The organism is Bacillus sp. FSL R7-0646 (assembly GCF_037969865.1).
Lineage (GTDB): Bacteria > Bacillota > Bacilli > Bacillales > Bacillaceae > Bacillus > Bacillus licheniformis.
The window spans coordinates 1,435,039-1,450,698 of record NZ_CP150217.1 but is presented as its reverse complement, the minus strand read 5'-3'; the positions used below and the strand labels follow the sequence as shown (position 1 = coordinate 1,450,698).

23 protein-coding genes are annotated in these 15,660 nt (G+C 40.5%); all 23 read right to left on the bottom strand.

All coding sequences use genetic code 11. From position 1 onward, the window contains the following. Positions 1 to 7 precede the first annotated feature (7 nt). Positions 8 to 1,183 carry an XkdF-like putative serine protease domain-containing protein gene (locus MKY62_RS07380; RefSeq protein WP_016886617.1) on the bottom strand — a complete coding sequence of 392 codons (1,176 nt, stop codon included), beginning with the start codon at positions 1,181 to 1,183 and terminating at the stop codon, positions 8 to 10. A 50-nt stretch (positions 1,184 to 1,233) separates the two neighbouring features. Beyond that, a complete protein-coding gene (locus MKY62_RS07375; protein ID WP_016886618.1) occupies positions 1,234 to 1,881 on the bottom strand; it encodes a HepT-like ribonuclease domain-containing protein in 648 nt (215 codons plus the stop codon). A gap of 141 nt (positions 1,882 to 2,022) precedes the next feature. After that, complete coding sequence (locus MKY62_RS07370; RefSeq protein WP_016886619.1) at positions 2,023 to 2,871, bottom strand: hypothetical protein; 849 nt, start codon at positions 2,869 to 2,871, stop codon at positions 2,023 to 2,025. Between the two features lie 52 nt (positions 2,872 to 2,923). Then, positions 2,924 to 3,847 carry a phage minor head protein gene (locus MKY62_RS07365; protein ID WP_016886620.1) on the bottom strand — a complete coding sequence of 308 codons (924 nt, stop codon included), beginning with the start codon at positions 3,845 to 3,847 and terminating at the stop codon, positions 2,924 to 2,926. Beyond that, positions 3,840 to 5,378, bottom strand: a complete 1,539-nt coding sequence (locus MKY62_RS07360; RefSeq protein ID WP_016886621.1) for a phage portal protein — start codon at positions 5,376 to 5,378, stop codon at positions 3,840 to 3,842. Before MKY62_RS07360 ends, MKY62_RS07365 begins: the two co-directional genes overlap by 8 nt. Positions 5,379 to 5,381: 3 nt before the next feature. Beyond that, on the bottom strand, positions 5,382 to 6,674 hold the full coding sequence (locus MKY62_RS07355) for a PBSX family phage terminase large subunit (protein WP_146335247.1): 1,293 nt from the start codon (positions 6,672 to 6,674) through the stop codon (positions 5,382 to 5,384). Beyond that, the gene (gene terS / locus MKY62_RS07350) at positions 6,674 to 7,402 is read right to left on the bottom strand and encodes a phage terminase small subunit (RefSeq protein WP_016886623.1); all 729 of its coding nucleotides are present in this window, start codon (positions 7,400 to 7,402) and stop codon (positions 6,674 to 6,676) included. Before terS ends, MKY62_RS07355 begins: the two co-directional genes overlap by 1 nt. A 549-nt stretch (positions 7,403 to 7,951) precedes the next feature. Further along, positions 7,952 to 8,134, bottom strand: coding sequence for a hypothetical protein (locus MKY62_RS07345; RefSeq protein WP_016886624.1), 183 nt, complete (start codon positions 8,132 to 8,134; stop codon positions 7,952 to 7,954). Positions 8,135 to 8,275: 141 nt separating this feature from the next. Then, the gene (locus tag MKY62_RS07340) at positions 8,276 to 8,731 is read right to left on the bottom strand and encodes a sigma factor-like helix-turn-helix DNA-binding protein (protein WP_016886625.1); all 456 of its coding nucleotides are present in this window, start codon (positions 8,729 to 8,731) and stop codon (positions 8,276 to 8,278) included. A 12-nt stretch (positions 8,732 to 8,743) separates the two neighbouring features. After that, positions 8,744 to 8,872, bottom strand: a complete 129-nt coding sequence (locus MKY62_RS07335; RefSeq protein WP_016886626.1) for a hypothetical protein — start codon at positions 8,870 to 8,872, stop codon at positions 8,744 to 8,746. Positions 8,873 to 9,039: 167 nt separating this feature from the next. Next, positions 9,040 to 10,242 carry a DUF6575 domain-containing protein gene (locus MKY62_RS07330; RefSeq protein WP_016886627.1) on the bottom strand — a complete coding sequence of 401 codons (1,203 nt, stop codon included), beginning with the start codon at positions 10,240 to 10,242 and terminating at the stop codon, positions 9,040 to 9,042. A gap of 13 nt (positions 10,243 to 10,255) precedes the next feature. Next, complete coding sequence (locus MKY62_RS07325; RefSeq protein ID WP_016886628.1) at positions 10,256 to 10,621, bottom strand: hypothetical protein; 366 nt, start codon at positions 10,619 to 10,621, stop codon at positions 10,256 to 10,258. Between the two features lie 536 nt (positions 10,622 to 11,157). Next, on the bottom strand, positions 11,158 to 11,595 hold the full coding sequence (locus MKY62_RS07320) for a hypothetical protein (RefSeq protein WP_016886630.1): 438 nt from the start codon (positions 11,593 to 11,595) through the stop codon (positions 11,158 to 11,160). Positions 11,596 to 11,855: 260 nt separating this feature from the next. Further along, positions 11,856 to 12,122, bottom strand: coding sequence for a hypothetical protein (locus tag MKY62_RS07315; protein ID WP_016886633.1), 267 nt, complete (start codon positions 12,120 to 12,122; stop codon positions 11,856 to 11,858). 14 nt (positions 12,123 to 12,136) lie between these two features. Beyond that, complete coding sequence (locus MKY62_RS07310; protein ID WP_016886634.1) at positions 12,137 to 12,409, bottom strand: DUF5052 family protein; 273 nt, start codon at positions 12,407 to 12,409, stop codon at positions 12,137 to 12,139. Positions 12,410 to 12,656: 247 nt separating this feature from the next. Continuing rightward, complete coding sequence (locus MKY62_RS07305; RefSeq protein ID WP_016886635.1) at positions 12,657 to 12,908, bottom strand: hypothetical protein; 252 nt, start codon at positions 12,906 to 12,908, stop codon at positions 12,657 to 12,659. Further along, the gene (locus tag MKY62_RS07300; protein ID WP_339614021.1) at positions 12,905 to 13,318 is read right to left on the bottom strand and encodes a hypothetical protein; all 414 of its coding nucleotides are present in this window, start codon (positions 13,316 to 13,318) and stop codon (positions 12,905 to 12,907) included. The genes MKY62_RS07305 and MKY62_RS07300 overlap by 4 nt, the downstream gene beginning before the upstream one ends. Further along, the gene (locus tag MKY62_RS07295; RefSeq protein WP_016886637.1) at positions 13,318 to 13,539 is read right to left on the bottom strand and encodes a hypothetical protein; all 222 of its coding nucleotides are present in this window, start codon (positions 13,537 to 13,539) and stop codon (positions 13,318 to 13,320) included. Before MKY62_RS07295 ends, MKY62_RS07300 begins: the two co-directional genes overlap by 1 nt. A 94-nt stretch (positions 13,540 to 13,633) precedes the next feature. Continuing rightward, positions 13,634 to 13,843 (bottom strand): hypothetical protein, encoded by a 210-nt coding sequence (locus tag MKY62_RS07290; protein WP_016886640.1) that lies wholly within the window; start codon positions 13,841 to 13,843, stop codon positions 13,634 to 13,636. An 84-nt stretch (positions 13,844 to 13,927) separates the two neighbouring features. Then, the gene (locus MKY62_RS07285; RefSeq protein WP_016886641.1) at positions 13,928 to 14,242 is read right to left on the bottom strand and encodes a hypothetical protein; all 315 of its coding nucleotides are present in this window, start codon (positions 14,240 to 14,242) and stop codon (positions 13,928 to 13,930) included. A 36-nt stretch (positions 14,243 to 14,278) separates the two neighbouring features. After that, entirely contained in the window at positions 14,279 to 14,743 is a 465-nt protein-coding gene (locus MKY62_RS07280; protein WP_016886642.1) for a hypothetical protein, read from the bottom strand. Positions 14,744 to 14,777: 34 nt separating this feature from the next. Then, positions 14,778 to 14,984: an XtrA/YqaO family protein gene (locus tag MKY62_RS07275; RefSeq protein ID WP_016886643.1), complete on the bottom strand. Its 207-nt coding sequence runs from the start codon at positions 14,982 to 14,984 to the stop codon at positions 14,778 to 14,780. Positions 14,985 to 15,190: 206 nt separating this feature from the next. Continuing rightward, positions 15,191 to 15,649, bottom strand: a complete 459-nt coding sequence (locus MKY62_RS07270; RefSeq protein WP_016886644.1) for a DUF1064 domain-containing protein — start codon at positions 15,647 to 15,649, stop codon at positions 15,191 to 15,193. Positions 15,650 to 15,660 lie beyond the last annotated feature (11 nt).

Sequence of the window (15,660 nt, the reverse complement as noted above, 5' to 3'; positions counted from 1 at the left end):
TCCTCCTTTAAAGTAAGCCGTCCCAAACGGACTTTTTGACTTCTTCTTGGTCTAATACTTGGTCATCCCCGACTTGTTTTGAAAGACTGCGGCTCTTTTCAACAGCTTCCAACCGCTCTTGAATAGGTGAGAGCTTTTGTTCAAGCAGCTCATCCATTTGTTTGATGACGGACTGTTCTTGTTCTTCACCCTCTCCGTCGTCCTCTGCAGATTCCGCTTCCTTTTCAATTTCATCAAGTCGCTTAGTGATCGGGTTTAATTTGTCATCAAGCAATTTCTCAATATCTTCTTTTTTCAACTCGTCTTCCTCCTCTTCGACTTCTGCCTGACTCAGCAAATTGCCAAGTGCAGTATGAGCGCTTTTAATTTCCTGTAGGTTAGCAGCCGAGATTTTACGGCCAGCCTTTTGGAGTTCTTCCGGTTTTGGCCCGATCGCCTTCTGAATATCATCAGCAATCAATATCTCCTGGGCGATATTCACAAAGTCTTGCAGGGCTTCTCTGATTTTTTCAGGATCGTTTTCCATCTCCTCATTAGGAGAACCCCAATTAATTAGAACTGAGTTCAACGCATCTTGAGCAGCCCAAAATTCGCGGCCGCTCCGTCCGTAGTTAAATCGATCCTGAACTTCTCCCTTTGTAAAGAAGTTTTTCAGCAAATTAAAAAGCCCTTTCTCTTCATTGGCAGAATGAGAAAAAGGCTTCTCTTTTTGTTTTTCGATTGTTTCGGCGGTCCCAGCCATTGAATATCCGGTGATGTCGCCTTTTTTGATCTGTTCCCAAACCTCATCCGAAGCTTTTGTGACAAGCACCCAGGATCCTTTTTTTATGGTTTCACCATTGACCTCAAAGTCCGCCGGCGCGACATAGGATTCCACCACTTCACCGACACCGCCTTGAAAATCATGCTGATTATCAATCTCCCTGGCATCCTTCAGGAATCCATGGGCTGCTTTCTCGATTTCGACAGCGGTCATGAAGTCACCGTGTGCGTCGGGCGTATCTGGTTCATATACGATGCCGTATACAAGCTTTTTTTCATCCTCCGCTTTTGTCAGGACTTTGATTTCTTTCTGAAAATCAGGCTGTTTTTCTGACTTCATAAAAAAGAACTGCTTTTGATTAGCAGCCTTGTCTACGTAGGAAACATGTGTGATTTTAGCGTTTACCAATTCTCGTGGCAATGTTGTTCACCTCCTTTCAAAATAAAAAGACCTTCATGTTTGAAGATCTTTTAATTAACATGTATATTTTGGAGTCTCTTAATTAATTTTTTAGTTAACCTATTGTACTTAATAGCATCCGTATAACTTAGTTTTTGGGCTTCAACAGGATTATGTACCGCATAGTTCCTTAAGCTATTTAATTCTCTAAAACCCTCATAATAATTTTGGTCCAAATAACCTTTATTAACAAGTTGTTTCATTATACCAACAGCGTGATATTTTACGTTTTTTGAATCTATATTTAATTTTTTTATGACAGAGTTTAATTCTTGTTCAAGTAACTGAAAGGACATAATGATTGCTAGATAGGGAGCTTCACTGGCTATGTTATAAAAGTTAGCATTTGAACCATCATTATTTATTACTAAAGAACCTTTCAAATCAGCATTTGAACTTTTTGGCGATTGCTTTTCATTTGTTTGAGAAGCATCTGACTCAGATTGATCCGTATCAGGACCCTCCAACTCTAATGCAGCTTTTTGGAGTCCTTGACTAAAATTAGAAGTAGCTTCAAAACCTCTAAATTTAAGACTAAAGTTAGCTACTTTTTCGATTAACTCAGTCACAGGCTTTTTGAATATCAACATTGTTGTCAAAACAACAATCGGCCAGGTAATAGATTTAATAACAGATGACCAAAACTCTAATTGATTCATACTTCCCCTCATTCCCAAAAAGTTATGAGGATATTATACTACTTTATTCCATATTTGCTAAGGCTTCTCTTCGAATCTCTTCCTTTTTTGCAGACAACTCTAAAATTTAATTCTCGGGGCACTATTGTTCACCTCTTTTCTTTAGAAACTATCTTGTTTTTTATTCTTAAAGTGATCTTTTTTCATTTTATCTGTCTTCTTTTTCACTTTTCTTCTTTTAAGTCTTTCTTCATCATTTAAGAACCCCCATATTCTTGGAAATTTCCCTCTTAAAAACTTAGAAATTTTATTTTCCTCTTGAGTTAGTAAGTGATGGTAACTAAATAAACATAAGTAATTAAGCATGAATAAAACAATACACCAATAAAGAAAGTAAACAACTACACGAAGATACTCTTTTAACTGCTTATCACTAAAGAAAGCATCATAAAGAATTAGATATAAAGCTACAGTCCCCAGAATTATCAAGACAATTAAAAGCTGATGAGATACTCTAAGGATTTGAAGTATAACACTTAATAAAGGATTTTTAATCCTCTTAATAAATCTATGCCACATAGTGTCCTTATATAGAGCATGGAAATTCTCCCAATATTCATTATGAATCTCCAACCTTAATATCAAAAACTGTTCCCAAAAATCACTCCAATCTTTTGCTTTTCCAGTTTTCTTGTATTTGTAATAATACTTCTCGACTCTGAAAATACGTTCAATAATAGCTCTATTAGCTAATTTAACAAGAGAGAATTCTCCGTTTGTTATTTTCGTGAAAAAATTATTTAATCTTTCTTCCCTCTCTTTATAGTCTAAGGTTTTAAAAACCTTTTCCAATTCTGTATGCAAAGGCTCACATACTTCATTTAAACTTACATTTAATTGCTCCTGAACTTGTTCAGATTTTTTATTCAACCTTCCAAAATAACTTATCAATAATGCTGAAGCTATTGCTCCAATAAGCGGAGCAAAATCTTTGAAAAATTGGGCAAGCATAAAAAAAACTCCTTTTATATTCCATATCTCTACTGGATATTATAAAAGAAGTTTAAAAAGTTTTATACTCTACTGAAGTATTTGATCGAATAGCCTCTTTTTCCTCAGCTGACAACCCTAAAATTTTGTGATCAACCACAGGTGTTAGAACGCAATGACAATGAACCCGCTCTGCAGCTGAGAGTTTTGAATCCCTCGGATGCATGCAAGTCTCACCGCTGCCCGGGATCGTGAATTCTTCGTCTACACCAACAACAGTTCCATCGAGTGCCATATGATTTTCACGAGGATTGTTTTTCTTTCCTCCGCTGTGCCTCCACTTTTTCCCGATGACAGCCGGCGATTGAGAATAAGCCTCCTGCTGCGCTGCAGAGGAAGCGGCAAGCACTTCCGTTATGGCTGTTGTCCGCGCTCGAGGTCTATCAAACTGCGGCAAGTCCCGGAGAGTCAATTCAATGTCCTGAATAGAAGAACCGTTCTCAATGGCTTCTGTCAGCACATTTTCTACCGCCTCATGGGTATTTAATTTCATAATCTCGGCCAGCTCTTCAGACCAGCCTTTGATCCAATTAGTTGAACGACTCGAAAGAATTTTAAACGGGACTTCCGGATCCAATGAATCCATGATGACAGAAGCCAGCTCCTCAATGGTCTGCTGAAGGAAACCTTCTGTCAGCTCTTGAAATTGCTCCTCGAAGTCGTCCCCTGCAAATAGATTCTGCGTAAAATACACCAGAATGGCTTCTAACGTCTCTTTTGAGTCTTTGCTTACAAAATCATTCAGACCACTTAAAAACTTCTTACGCTGGCGCCTGAGCAATCTGGCGACCTTTTTTTCATATTCCTGAACATAACCGGGTATTTTAGAAAGGCCGGGGAAATCAGGTATAACCTCCACGAGTGATTTTTCATCATCTTCCTCGGCCTTTCGAATAAAGACGTTCAGAATGTTTAAAAGCTGATCGGTCTTATTCATTTTGCTTCAGCTCCTCGAGGACATCCCTCATATCTTTCAGCAACATGATCAAATCCTCTGAACGATTGTCTTTTGATTTTTGAAAAAGAGCCTGCAGCGGATCAGAAGAATTGTTTTGAGCTTTACCAAGCGGCCGGCTGTATTCATCCTCCGGCCATTCTTCAAGTGTTTTCCCAAGCACGCGGCCAGCCAGATCCCGTAGATCGTTGGGAGATACAGCGCCGGCATTAATAAAAGGCCCTAACACTTTGGCAATCTCCATCGGATCACGGAAGTCTGGACCTTTTAAAGTAAGCTGAGCATGATAAATATTCAAATCAGACAGAAACAAATTATTCAGTTTGCCGGTTATGATCTTCCTTTCTGGCTGAAAGACTTGTTCTTCTGTGATTTTTCGAGCGGTATCCGCCGTCGCCTTGTTATACTCGTGTGCTTCCCCTGTATAAAGCGGTGGCAAGCGGAAGGCAGAACGCAGCTTGCTTCTGCTTTTCTCGTCATATTCAAGGAATAGGGCATCTTGCTGCAGAATTTCGCCCAGGGACTTAATATCAACTTTGACGGAGGACACATCCTCTTCGCCGGTAATGCCCTTTTCAGTTGGTATTCCCTCTACTTCAAGCAGGAGGAATTTATGAGCGTTTTCTGTGCCTTCAAGGTCATTCATGTACTCCTGAAGCTGTTGATAAGAGGATTCAGAAAGCATCCCGTTTTCGACTGTGATGGCTGCCGGGATATGGCGCCCTTGCTTAAAATACATGTAATTCAGTTCTTCCGCTTTTCTGGCCCCGTATAGATTTACAATATGTCCAATCCAACGGGGAACGCCATAAGCACCGCTGCCGAGCTTGAAGTGAATGACTTCGTTAGCTTGAAGCTCCTCTGGAGTGTTGGCTTCATATTTGCCAGTCCGCAAATTCATAATTCGCGGATCCCCGTATTCCTTGAAGAAGACCTGTTTTCCATCTACCATCTGAACGTACTTCCGGAATCTTTTCTTCCGCTTCATCGTTTTGATTTCATTGTGCTCCCGAAATGTGAATTCTACTTCGATCGGCTCCGTATAGTGACACACCCTCATGCTTTTAACGTCCAGGTATTCAACTCCCGCTGGTTTCCCGGCCCCGTTGCGGAGGACTTCTAGAAATCCGTTTCCGGTTTTCTCCCGGTCTTCTATAGCATACCCGACAATAATTTCGGCCGATTCGTCAAAATGAAGGTAGCGGATAAATTCCTCAAGCCGTGTCCAGTCATTTTCCGCAGCCTGCTTTTTTTCAGACTGTACATCATCCCCATTGATATCAAAGGTGTATTCCACATCAAAGCCAAAGCCGAGAATATTTGTCTTATAGGCATGAATGCATTGCTGCAGAATCGTCGAATATTCTGCGATACTTTTCAGTTCCTTCAAATTGTAAGGCGGCGCAATGATGTCATTTTCTTGATAGGTGAACTGATCTTCATAAATCTGTTTAGTCGTTTCGCTCGACGCATTCGCTTTGAACACGGTGGCTTTCACAGATTGTTGAGCCATGCTTTACCTCCTCTCTCTATTTGGCCGCGGCCGGATTTTTGGTTTCTCCTTCAGATCGGTGACCTCGTAATCATCTAGGGCGTACCAGATGGCTGAAAGAGTGTGAGGATCAATCTTGAATTCATCTTCAATGATGTTACCCAGCTTGTCCTTTTTATAGGTCAGCGGCTTAAGTTCAAAAATAGTGTTTTTACACTGATCGGAACAAATGATTTTTTTGAACCGCTTGATCTTTTTCGTATACTGCAGGCGCGAACCTTGGAACTTATGTGCTCCCGCCATATTGAAACCCTGCTGCCGGAAATACTGAATCGTTTTAGGTTCTGCTGAATCAGCTTTGATAAGCTCCTGGGTTTTCTTGAATTCTTGGAGTTCCTCTGCAGTTCGGTCATCCGTCATTCCTCGCTTGTAATACTCCCAGTAGACATAGAGATATTTTTTCTTATGGTCCACCGCAAGCCGGACTACAGCGTTATAGGATTCTTCAAAACCAAAGTCCATGCCTACCCGCTTGATGGGACGGTCAATGTTCGAGATGGCCTGCATAACTTCATCGTGTGGCCACTCCTCAAACTGAGGAAAAACCCGAACCCCATTCACGCCAAAATGACCTTTCCGGGCGATGCGGTATAGGTCTGGATCGTGAGTTTTCAAGTCTTCCAGCTGCTCGATATAGCTTTTAGGCAGAAATAAATTATCATCGGCTGTCGAGTGATGATAATAGGTGTTATTTTTTATGATTGTTTTCTTTTTGTACAGCTCTTCGTCATCCAAGACAAAGAACTGATTTACGTCATCTTTGAAAAAGTGTTTATACGACCAGTTCCCTTTGCTTACAGGGTTTGTTGATAGGATCATATGAAGCTTTAAATTCGGGTGCCGCAAACGCCCCAACAGCTCTTTAAATCCGTCATATTTAACTTCTGAACACTCTTCAACCCATACAATTGATACGTTATTGATCGATTTCAGCTTTGCTGGCTTATCCATCCCTTTAAAAATGATCTTGCTGCCATTTGGGAATCGTATTTGCATCGGTGAGCTGACGCACCGGATTTTGTTTTCAAGCCCTAAGTCTGTGATGATCTCTTCAATCAGGGAAAAAGTCGAATCCCTGTGCGTATCATAAACTTCCCGGACGACTAAGGCTGTCCGCTTTTCCTGCAGTAGCTTCAAAATCAATTTCAGGGCTACATGATAGCTTTTGGATGATCCGTAACCACCGACGAGAAAATAAAATTTCTGCGACCAATCAAAAAGAAAGTCCCTGAAACGGGGGTTCACTTCTTTTTCCATCATCGCTCACCTTTATCCTTGATGATAATTTCAAATGTTGAGTCATTTTCATTGTCGTTCAGTCGCTCGACTTCGGCTTTCGTTTTCTCGATGTTCAAACGCATTTGATCAAGTTTAAGCCGCCGCTCATCTTCTTCATGCGCTAGCTGATCAAATTGCTTTATCAAGCTCCGTAGCTCACCCATAGCCCGCGATTGAGCATTCAGGAAGGTTGCGTGACGGTCCCAAGCGAATTGTACTTCGTACTGCTTTTCTTCGGCGTACTTGATGTCGTCGCCGACGATCAGACCTTTCACTTTTGACAGCTCCTTGGCTGTGTCATCCTTATCCTTTACAAACATGATCCGTTGCGCCCGGATAATGGCCGCGTATTGGATCTGGATTTGATCCCATATCATATCGGCAGGGCTGCGTTCCTGAATCTCTTCCATGATCTCAAGCGTTTCCTCCGGAAGAAACTTGGAGAAAAAGCCATGAGTCACAGCATTCTGATTTCCCTTTGGTGCTGCGCCACCTTTGTTCCCCAAAGCATTCATATTGCCGGGTGGCGCACCTACCTTTTTTGTGTGCACACTTTTTTCAGAGGGTGCACCCTTTTTTCTTTCCCAACCGTGCCGCCTTTTCCATGACTTAATGGTGTTCACTGACACCCCGTACTTTTCGGCGAGGTCCTTGTATTTCATTCCTTTGACGTAATCTTTCTGTGCTTGAATGTGCTTTTCGGCCATCTACATTCACCCGCCGCCCCCTTCTCGGTTGTGTTTGTTTTGTAATTATCCAAGAGCTAAACTTGCTGGGTTGATTCTCAATTCCTTGAACAACTCTTTTTGGAGTTGTTCTCTCCGTCTAACCTCATCTATAATTAATTTAGGTCTGCAAATAGGCAACACAATTCCTTCCTGTAAAAAAATATTGTGATGCCGGAAATAAATAAGAGGTGATGAAATTGTTGATACGTAAATATGAGAATAAATGTTTATGCGGGCAACCGTACACAATGGAGTATGAAGGTGAATATCCATTCGCTGAAAGATTTAACACCACTTGCCCTAACTGCAATCGAAAAATTTCCCAAAAAGCATCTGTTCTTTCAATAAATTTTGTCTTTGATAAAGACTGGAAAGGTAATAAATGAAGCACTCTTTGGAGTGTTTTTTATTCTCTCTAAACCGCGCCCACACTCAGGGGCCTTCTTTAGCCGCCGATTGTCTATCCTGAGATTCACTGGACACGGTTTACAGAGAACATAAAAAAGCACCCCGCAGGATGCTTTAAATTTACAAAACAAACTCGACAGAGTACAGTTCATCATATTTTCTAACTATACTCTCATTTAGTGTAATAGTTGCATTATTCTTTTTTCCGTTAAGAATCGTTTTTATAAAATCCCCTTCAGTACCATCAATCTCTGATTTAAAAATCATACCGTCCTTAAATTTAAGCACTACTTGTAACTTCATTTCATTCACCTCCCGCCTTGATATCGGAAAAGAGATGGAAAAATAAACACTTTGCAAAATTTGTCGAACGAAAACACATTCCCTCAATATTTTGTATTGTGGTTAACCAGGGGAACCTGCCTCCCCGTCCTGCCTTCCATTTTACACAACGGATTTTTCAGGATTCAACAACTGCACAAAGCGGCAATCTTGGCACAATTGGTTGATTATTTCATCTTTCATTCTCCGTACAGTTTCGCGCGAAATACCTAGATGGAGACCAATGGCTCGATAGCTCATTCCTTCCATCATGCAATCATAAATCACTTTGTGCTGTTCTCCTGCGATTTTCGAGGCTGCCACTTCTATCGCATATACGCGGTCCTCAAAGTATTCAAGGCGTTTAAAAAGCCGTTCTTCTCTCAAATCCATATCCCTCAGCTCTGCCTGACTCTTGCCAGGGCTTCCCTTTGGCATAGCTGCCTCCAAACCGTATTGAGCAACGCCCCAGCTCCGCATAGGGATATCAGAACCGTAAAGCACCCTTTGCAACCTCCGGACCTCTTTTGCCATCCAATGATAGCTACTAATCAACTTTTCGATCTCTTTCTTATTCATGATCAATCCCCCTCATCGTTGTCTGAATGCCCCGCCTTTGGCTCTTTTGTAGATAGGCTTGTTTGTATCCATCAGGTTCCTTAAATCCCGTTCAGTGAATTTCTCCGGCTTTCTTTGTGTGTTCTTTTTTAACTTTTTCATATTTTCAGCCTCCTTTTGATACCCTAGTGATCGCGGGGTGTGACTGAAAAGTTGCGATAATAAAAAACGGACACCAAACAAACAGCGTAAATGCTGTAAGTTCAGTGTCCGCAGGCTTTCCGTCTTGGACTATATTCGATTATAGAGTGATATTTTTAAAATCCATCCTACTCCTCCGGCTGTTTATAATCAGTTAATTCGTACTTTATTTTCGTTGTATCCTCTACTAAGTCTTTTATTATTTCTTTTCTAACTGTCGCTTTTATAACACTTGGTACTCGGAATTGTATGTTTCTATTTTTCAAGTCCGCAAATAATTCTGGTGCTATTTTCCCTTTAATGTCACCAATTGAGGTTGTGGAAACTCTGAACTGATTATAAGCAGTGTTTACACTTGTTAGTTCACCTTCCACTTCAATATCCTCATAAGTAATTTCACTATTCTCTTTAAGAATATTCATTAAAATATCTAATTTTTCATATGAATTTTCTCCAAAAGTAACTACTTTAGATTCACCATTAGATTTTGTATTCCCTTCCAACTTAAACGTGTATTTATTTTCAGATACCTTTGCAAGCATATTTTTTAAACTCTTTATGCTTTCAAATGAATAAGACTCATCAAGAAAAATCTGTTCTTCGATTTCTTTTTTACTTTTTGTTGTAATATCCTGTATAATTTCAAAAAGATGGCTTAACGATTTTTCTGGAACCTCGAATATGTCATCAGACTCCATTTTTATCCAAACTCCAAATGATGACGGTTGTAATGAGTCAACTCTAAGTTTAATCTCTTCAGAAAAGCCTTCGCCTACTAACTTCTTTCCAACATCTTTTGCAATATCATTCATTGTTTTTTTGAAGTTCCCGAAAATATCCAAGAGAAAATCCAAACCTATGTCATGGCTATTTTGAAAATCCTTAAGAACCAGTTTAAATTTGCTGTCTATAATTTCTTCTTGAACTTTTGTTAATTTCTGATTTGTAACATAATCATACTCTACATAAAAATCTTCTTCTGGAAAACTTTCAGAATCAAAATTATTTGCGTCAACAACTTCAATATTTAGTTCTGTATTAGGTTCAGTTATAGAGGGATCTATAAAAAGATGATGTAAACGCCTTTTTTGGTACAGTTTGTTTAATAATTCTAAAACCGAAATTCTTTGTTCCAATAAACTTTTGCACTCAATAACAGAAATTCTGCAAAATAGCCATTTATCTATATTATCTTCAGTTTCTTCGATATAATAATTTAGATAATATTCATTAGAAGGAGATTTCGAAATGAAAAATAAAGGAAAATCATAGTATTCGAAAATATGGATGATTTTCAGGTCTTTGAAGTCCGAATACATTTGTATTTTCATTTTAAACCTCCTCTCATTCCACCGGGAAAACATTCAACATATTAACATCTTGGAATAGCCATAAATTAAGATGATAATTTTCTGTTTTATGTATTCCACATTCTTCGGTTATTTTTCCTTTAATTAAAACTTTCTTCTTGAAATTTTTGAACTTTTTACGCAACCCTTCAGCAGCTTGTTCGGTAGTATAAAATGAGATAGCAGCTGCTTCGCATTCTTTCTCTGGGTGTTTATAAGGTAATTTTCTTTCTCTGTGACTGAGAAAGTCAATCTCTTGTAGAGTATCATTTTCAATGAATCTGTATACTGGTTCAACATCCCTTTGAACTGCATCTGCAGGTGGACATTGTGGCGGCAAATTTTTTTCTTTGAAGACCATTCTACTCTATCCTTTCCTTATTTGTTCAGTTAATACCCAAATTCAATAATTATTTGTGTAATTAGATCTAAATCAACTATAGCAGTGATTTTAAATTTGAGTACATATTCGACAAATAAAGACAATGATCTACATTTCTAGTCCAAAATTTTTTTATCGGAGTCTTTCAAACGCATCCCCCTGTTTATTTTGACTCTTGCTCCGCCACATGCAGGAACATTGCTGATACCATTGGCAAAGAGACTAACAGCATTACAAGCAATTGTTTGAAGCTATCCAGATACATATATCCATAAAGGCCGAGAGCAAAGCCGCTGATAAGCACGAAGAGTAATCCGAAAAACAAGTTCCTAATCTCCGTCGCAAACACTAATCCCAGGGTGAAAACGACGATTGTCACCGTTTCCCCAAACATCGGTCGGTAAGTCCACAAGTAACTGATCCAAAGGCGCCACCGAGTAAAATCAAAACCCCTTTTATAATGTTCAGACCTTTAATTTCCATCACTCCGCATCTGTAACTTACACCATTACAATTCATTTAATATAAATCTGTTTGGATTCGAAAGTGCCGATGTATTTGTTTTTGGCTGGGTCCGTGTAACAATCAAGCTGAATGACATATGACCCTTTACCGGTGCGCTTTCGAATCTCGCTGACACTGAAAGACTTTAACGGCGTTGAGTGCTTGAAGTATCCCCGCTGCACCAGATTTGTATCAGTTAAGCCGCCGCCAGAACGTTTTTTATAGACGCCTGCTGTGTAGTAAAGTGTGCTTGATCCTTTCTTTTCGGCTCGCCAGTCAACTGTTTTTGCTCCCGAATAGTAATTCGTGTCGTCTGTGAAAATCCTCGCAGTATGGCCGAATGCTTCCTTTTGCCACGGCGACCAGACAGCCGCCGCAGATTGTGAGAATAAAAGCGTTCCAGAAATCAAAAGTGACAGCGTAACAATAATTTTAAATAGGTTTTTCATCGATTTTTCCTCCTAATGTTATTTATCAAAGCACAATAAACGCGACAACAAGACTAAACATGGAGGCTATGCAGATAGCCGTCATATTATCTCGTTTTGCTTGTTCTTCCTCAGCAATCGCAGACAAAAATGATATCATTATGATCATTAACAAGATGATTTTGAATGCTGTGATCATGCCTTACTCATCCTATTTAAGATCCAAGCAAGTATGCGCCCGATGACACACCCCATTCCGAACCAAGCAAAAAAATCTAATATCATGCCAGACCTCTACTGAACAATAAATAAGTGTTTTCTCTATCGTCAAAGTCCCTCACAAACTCCGCGACACTCAATTCAGGCTTAGATTGAAAAACCGAATCCCCAACAAGCCCAAGCGCATATTGCCGACTAACTTCTTTGATGTTGTATTTCAATGTCCCATCATCAGCAGCAACCCACTTGACATACACCTCAGCCGCTTTCTTTTCGTCCTCTGCCGCAAGCAATGCATAATATGGTTCATGGATTTCGTAGTATTTCATTGATTTCTCCCCCTTTAGTTTTCTTCCACAATCACAACAGCATTATTGATCATGATTCGCTTGCCGTTCAGATCGAATTTGACTTTATTTCCATAGTTGTTGATCTCGACATCAAACTTCCCTTTATAAGTTTTGATCTTATTCCCGCTCTGATCGTAGACGGTTGCTGTCCGCTCCAAACCGTTATGTGATGAATCAATATCTTTCACCATTCTGTCCCAGGACTCACAGCCAGCAATAATTGCGACAAGTAGTAAAATGACGATAGTTGCAATGAATTTTTTCATATTGGTTCCCCCTCCCGGCCTGCGGCCGCTTTTTTATTGCTCACAAAATTCCTCTTCTGCACTCATCGGCTGCCCACAGACGGGGCAACAGGCATTCGGGCGGATTTCTATATCTAACTCGGTGTAATCACATTCACTGCAGCTGTATTCGATCACAGACACCGCCTCCTTAATTGATCTTTCTTACTATTTGATCATATTGTCAATTAATCATATTAGGGAGATTCATACTTCCTTAACAATCCTTTCATCCCGCTATTAACTGAGGGAGAACTGCCACAGTAACGAACAACCCGACAGCCCCTATCGCCGGTAGCAGGAAGGATTGTTTCGGAGCATAAACCACATTACCCTTAATCGCCAGCCCGTCCGTTCGTTCAATGATCGATTTCACATAATCCGGGTGAAGTGCGTACATATTGGCCAGCTCGTCAATGGTCATCATGTTATCCCGCTGAGCCTTGATTGTATGGAGTAATGAAGATTGTAAAAGTGTCATTCCGCCGCCTCCATCCATTCTCGCAAACTATAAGGATAATCAGTTGTTGCAATAAATCCTATTTCTTTTGCCTTTTGACGAATTTTCATACAGCCTTCCTTACTGTAGGCCCATATTTCTTTATAATCCCTTAAATCGCCTGGCTTTCCGGTAATAATGAAGCACCTAAAACTATTGATCAGCTCCCACATATTGCCGCCATACGAAAAACCTTTTGCTTCATAGCCTAATTGATACGGGTAAACATCGTCCCCCGTGTTTCCATCCACGAAAAACAGCTTTGTTCTAAATCTGAAATGCGCTATCCGATCCTTTGACTTACAATAGAAAATACGTCTATCAATGCTTGCGATAAACTTTATCAAATCATTAATATCAACCATTCGTTTTATTTGCTCTGTACTTGGCATTATTCCGCCGCCTCCAATAGATCAGGATTTTCATAAATGCTTCCGATCCGGGTGTTTCTATGGTCTGCTTTGTGGCGAACCTCCCAAAACTTCCCTTTACCGTCGGTTAATTCGATTGTTCCCCGTTTATGCCTTACAAATATCCCTTTTTTCGTCGGGTTTTTCTCACCGGCCCAACCATTTTCGATGATGTCCCCGAATTTAAACCTAACTTGTTTCATTCCCCTTACCTCCCGTCATCTTGTAACCATTGTTCGATCTGTTTTTCCCTGTATCCGGCCAGCAGCAGGATGGACAGCAGCGCTTTGACTTCCTTCATTTCGCCGATCCCCACGCCTGCAAAATTGCATCTTTTACACCCCACGGCCGTGTTTCTGTCACCGATCTAACCGGGATACCCGCGATATAAGTCGTGTTTGTTTCTTGGATCAATTCGCGGTCGTTTTCCTTAACCTTTTCTTGAATAAACACCTTTTTGAATAGTCCGCCGTACTGTGAATTGACTTCTTTTTTGATGATTCTCATATCAGCTTCCACCACTCAAAACTTTTTTCTGTTCCTTCTTTTTCCGCCCGATTAGCCGGACGATGAGTCTTTTGATATTTTTCATTAGTCATCAGTCCCCCAATCATTCCGCTTTTTAATGACGTTGAATTGCGCTTCTGTCAGATCGATATGATCAGGGTCATAATGTTCTTTGATGCCCATAGCATCTACCCAATCCAAAAACTGAAGCTTATGAAAAAAGCTATCGACGTCATCATCTGTCAGCCTTTCTTTGTCTTTTCTCACTAAGCACAAGGCGTCCTCTATGTTTGTAACGTCCAAGTTTTCATCTGACCAATCGCCACAATCTGGCCCATCACACAAATACCTGTTCCGCTTATTCTTTGCTTTAAATGCTATTGCTGGAATTGTTTTCATTATGTTCCTCCCCCGCAGGGATACCCTGCTATTTATTTAAAATAAACTCAACTGCTCCCACTGCTCCTGTGGTAATTCTGTGATTTCTTGAGATGTTGATTTCCGCTCTACCTCTTTAAAATTTACAAACCAATGCAATGGGAAAATGCCCTCACACTGTTTTAACTCTATGTCTTTAAAAAAGGCGCAGTGGGTACGTCTAGGTTCAATAAAATATGTCCCTAACGGGGCGGACGAAGCATACCCCTTTGTTCTCCAAATCAATTCAGCCTGGTAAACTTTCGATCTATCCAAATGTGCATAATCACCTTTTGGTGGTTCCGGCGGATACTCTTCTGAAAGCACTCTGAAATGTTCTTTTTGATAGGCTCCCCTATGTGAATTGATAGAATCAAAAATTGATACATAGTAATGAGTCTCACCCAAAGGGAACAGGAAGTAATTCTCCCCCTCCACAAGCGTTGAAAATTCAGAGGTGAGACAGGTTCCTTTTAATGTCAAGGTCGATCCTCCCTTGCAGGGAAAGCCCCTGCATCTATTCAGCTTTAAAGCCTAATTCATGATCTACACGCTTAAAACTACCGTCTATCGTTTGAATAATAGATTTACCATGCTCCGGGGCATCCATGATGTGCGCCGTGCCGTTTTTCCCATCTAACACGATGACGCGGACTTTCCCCGACTCAATAGATTTTGTGAAGCTTAAATCATTGTTCAAATTTATTCGCTCTGGTTTGTACATTTGGCAGCCCCCTTGTGCTATGATAGAAGTACCAGTTCATATCAGGGCACTGAGGCCGCGCGCTTCGGTGCTTTTTTAATACTGTTCAGGTTGCCATTTTTCCGTTGATTTTCGGTATTTCAGAGCCGCCGAGCCTCTTACAATCCGCTCCTAAGCGGCTGGCGCACCTCTTAAACTTGGAACAACGCGTCATGCAAACCATGATTCTATCTTCCTCTCGAACCCACAACGGCCGATCGTCGGCGATAATTACGTTTTGCAGTGGTTTTCTCCGCCTTTCCTTTGATTTTTTTCAGCTTGTCTATTTCTATAAAGCCAAACGAATCATCATGGGCTAAGACTTTTAGAGGTGTGTCATATCGTCGTTCATATAGCTTGCGTTTAATTTTGAAGCCCTCTGTCTCAACGCCTTTGATGTCGATAATCTCGGTGCTGCCGTCCAAGTTATGGACCTCAAAATCTGCGACATACTCAATCTTCCGAATAGTTTTTCCGTTCTTTTTGAATGCTTCTTGCAGCAGAAACCGAGGCTGGACCTTAAAGTCTTTGATCTGCCTTGCCTGCTTGAGCCATTTAAGCTGTAAGTAGTATTGGGCTTCGGCCTTGCTATCAAATTTGATACCGTCAATCTGTGTTTTCTTGGCGTTGAATTTATTCGCTCGCATCGTAACCTCCC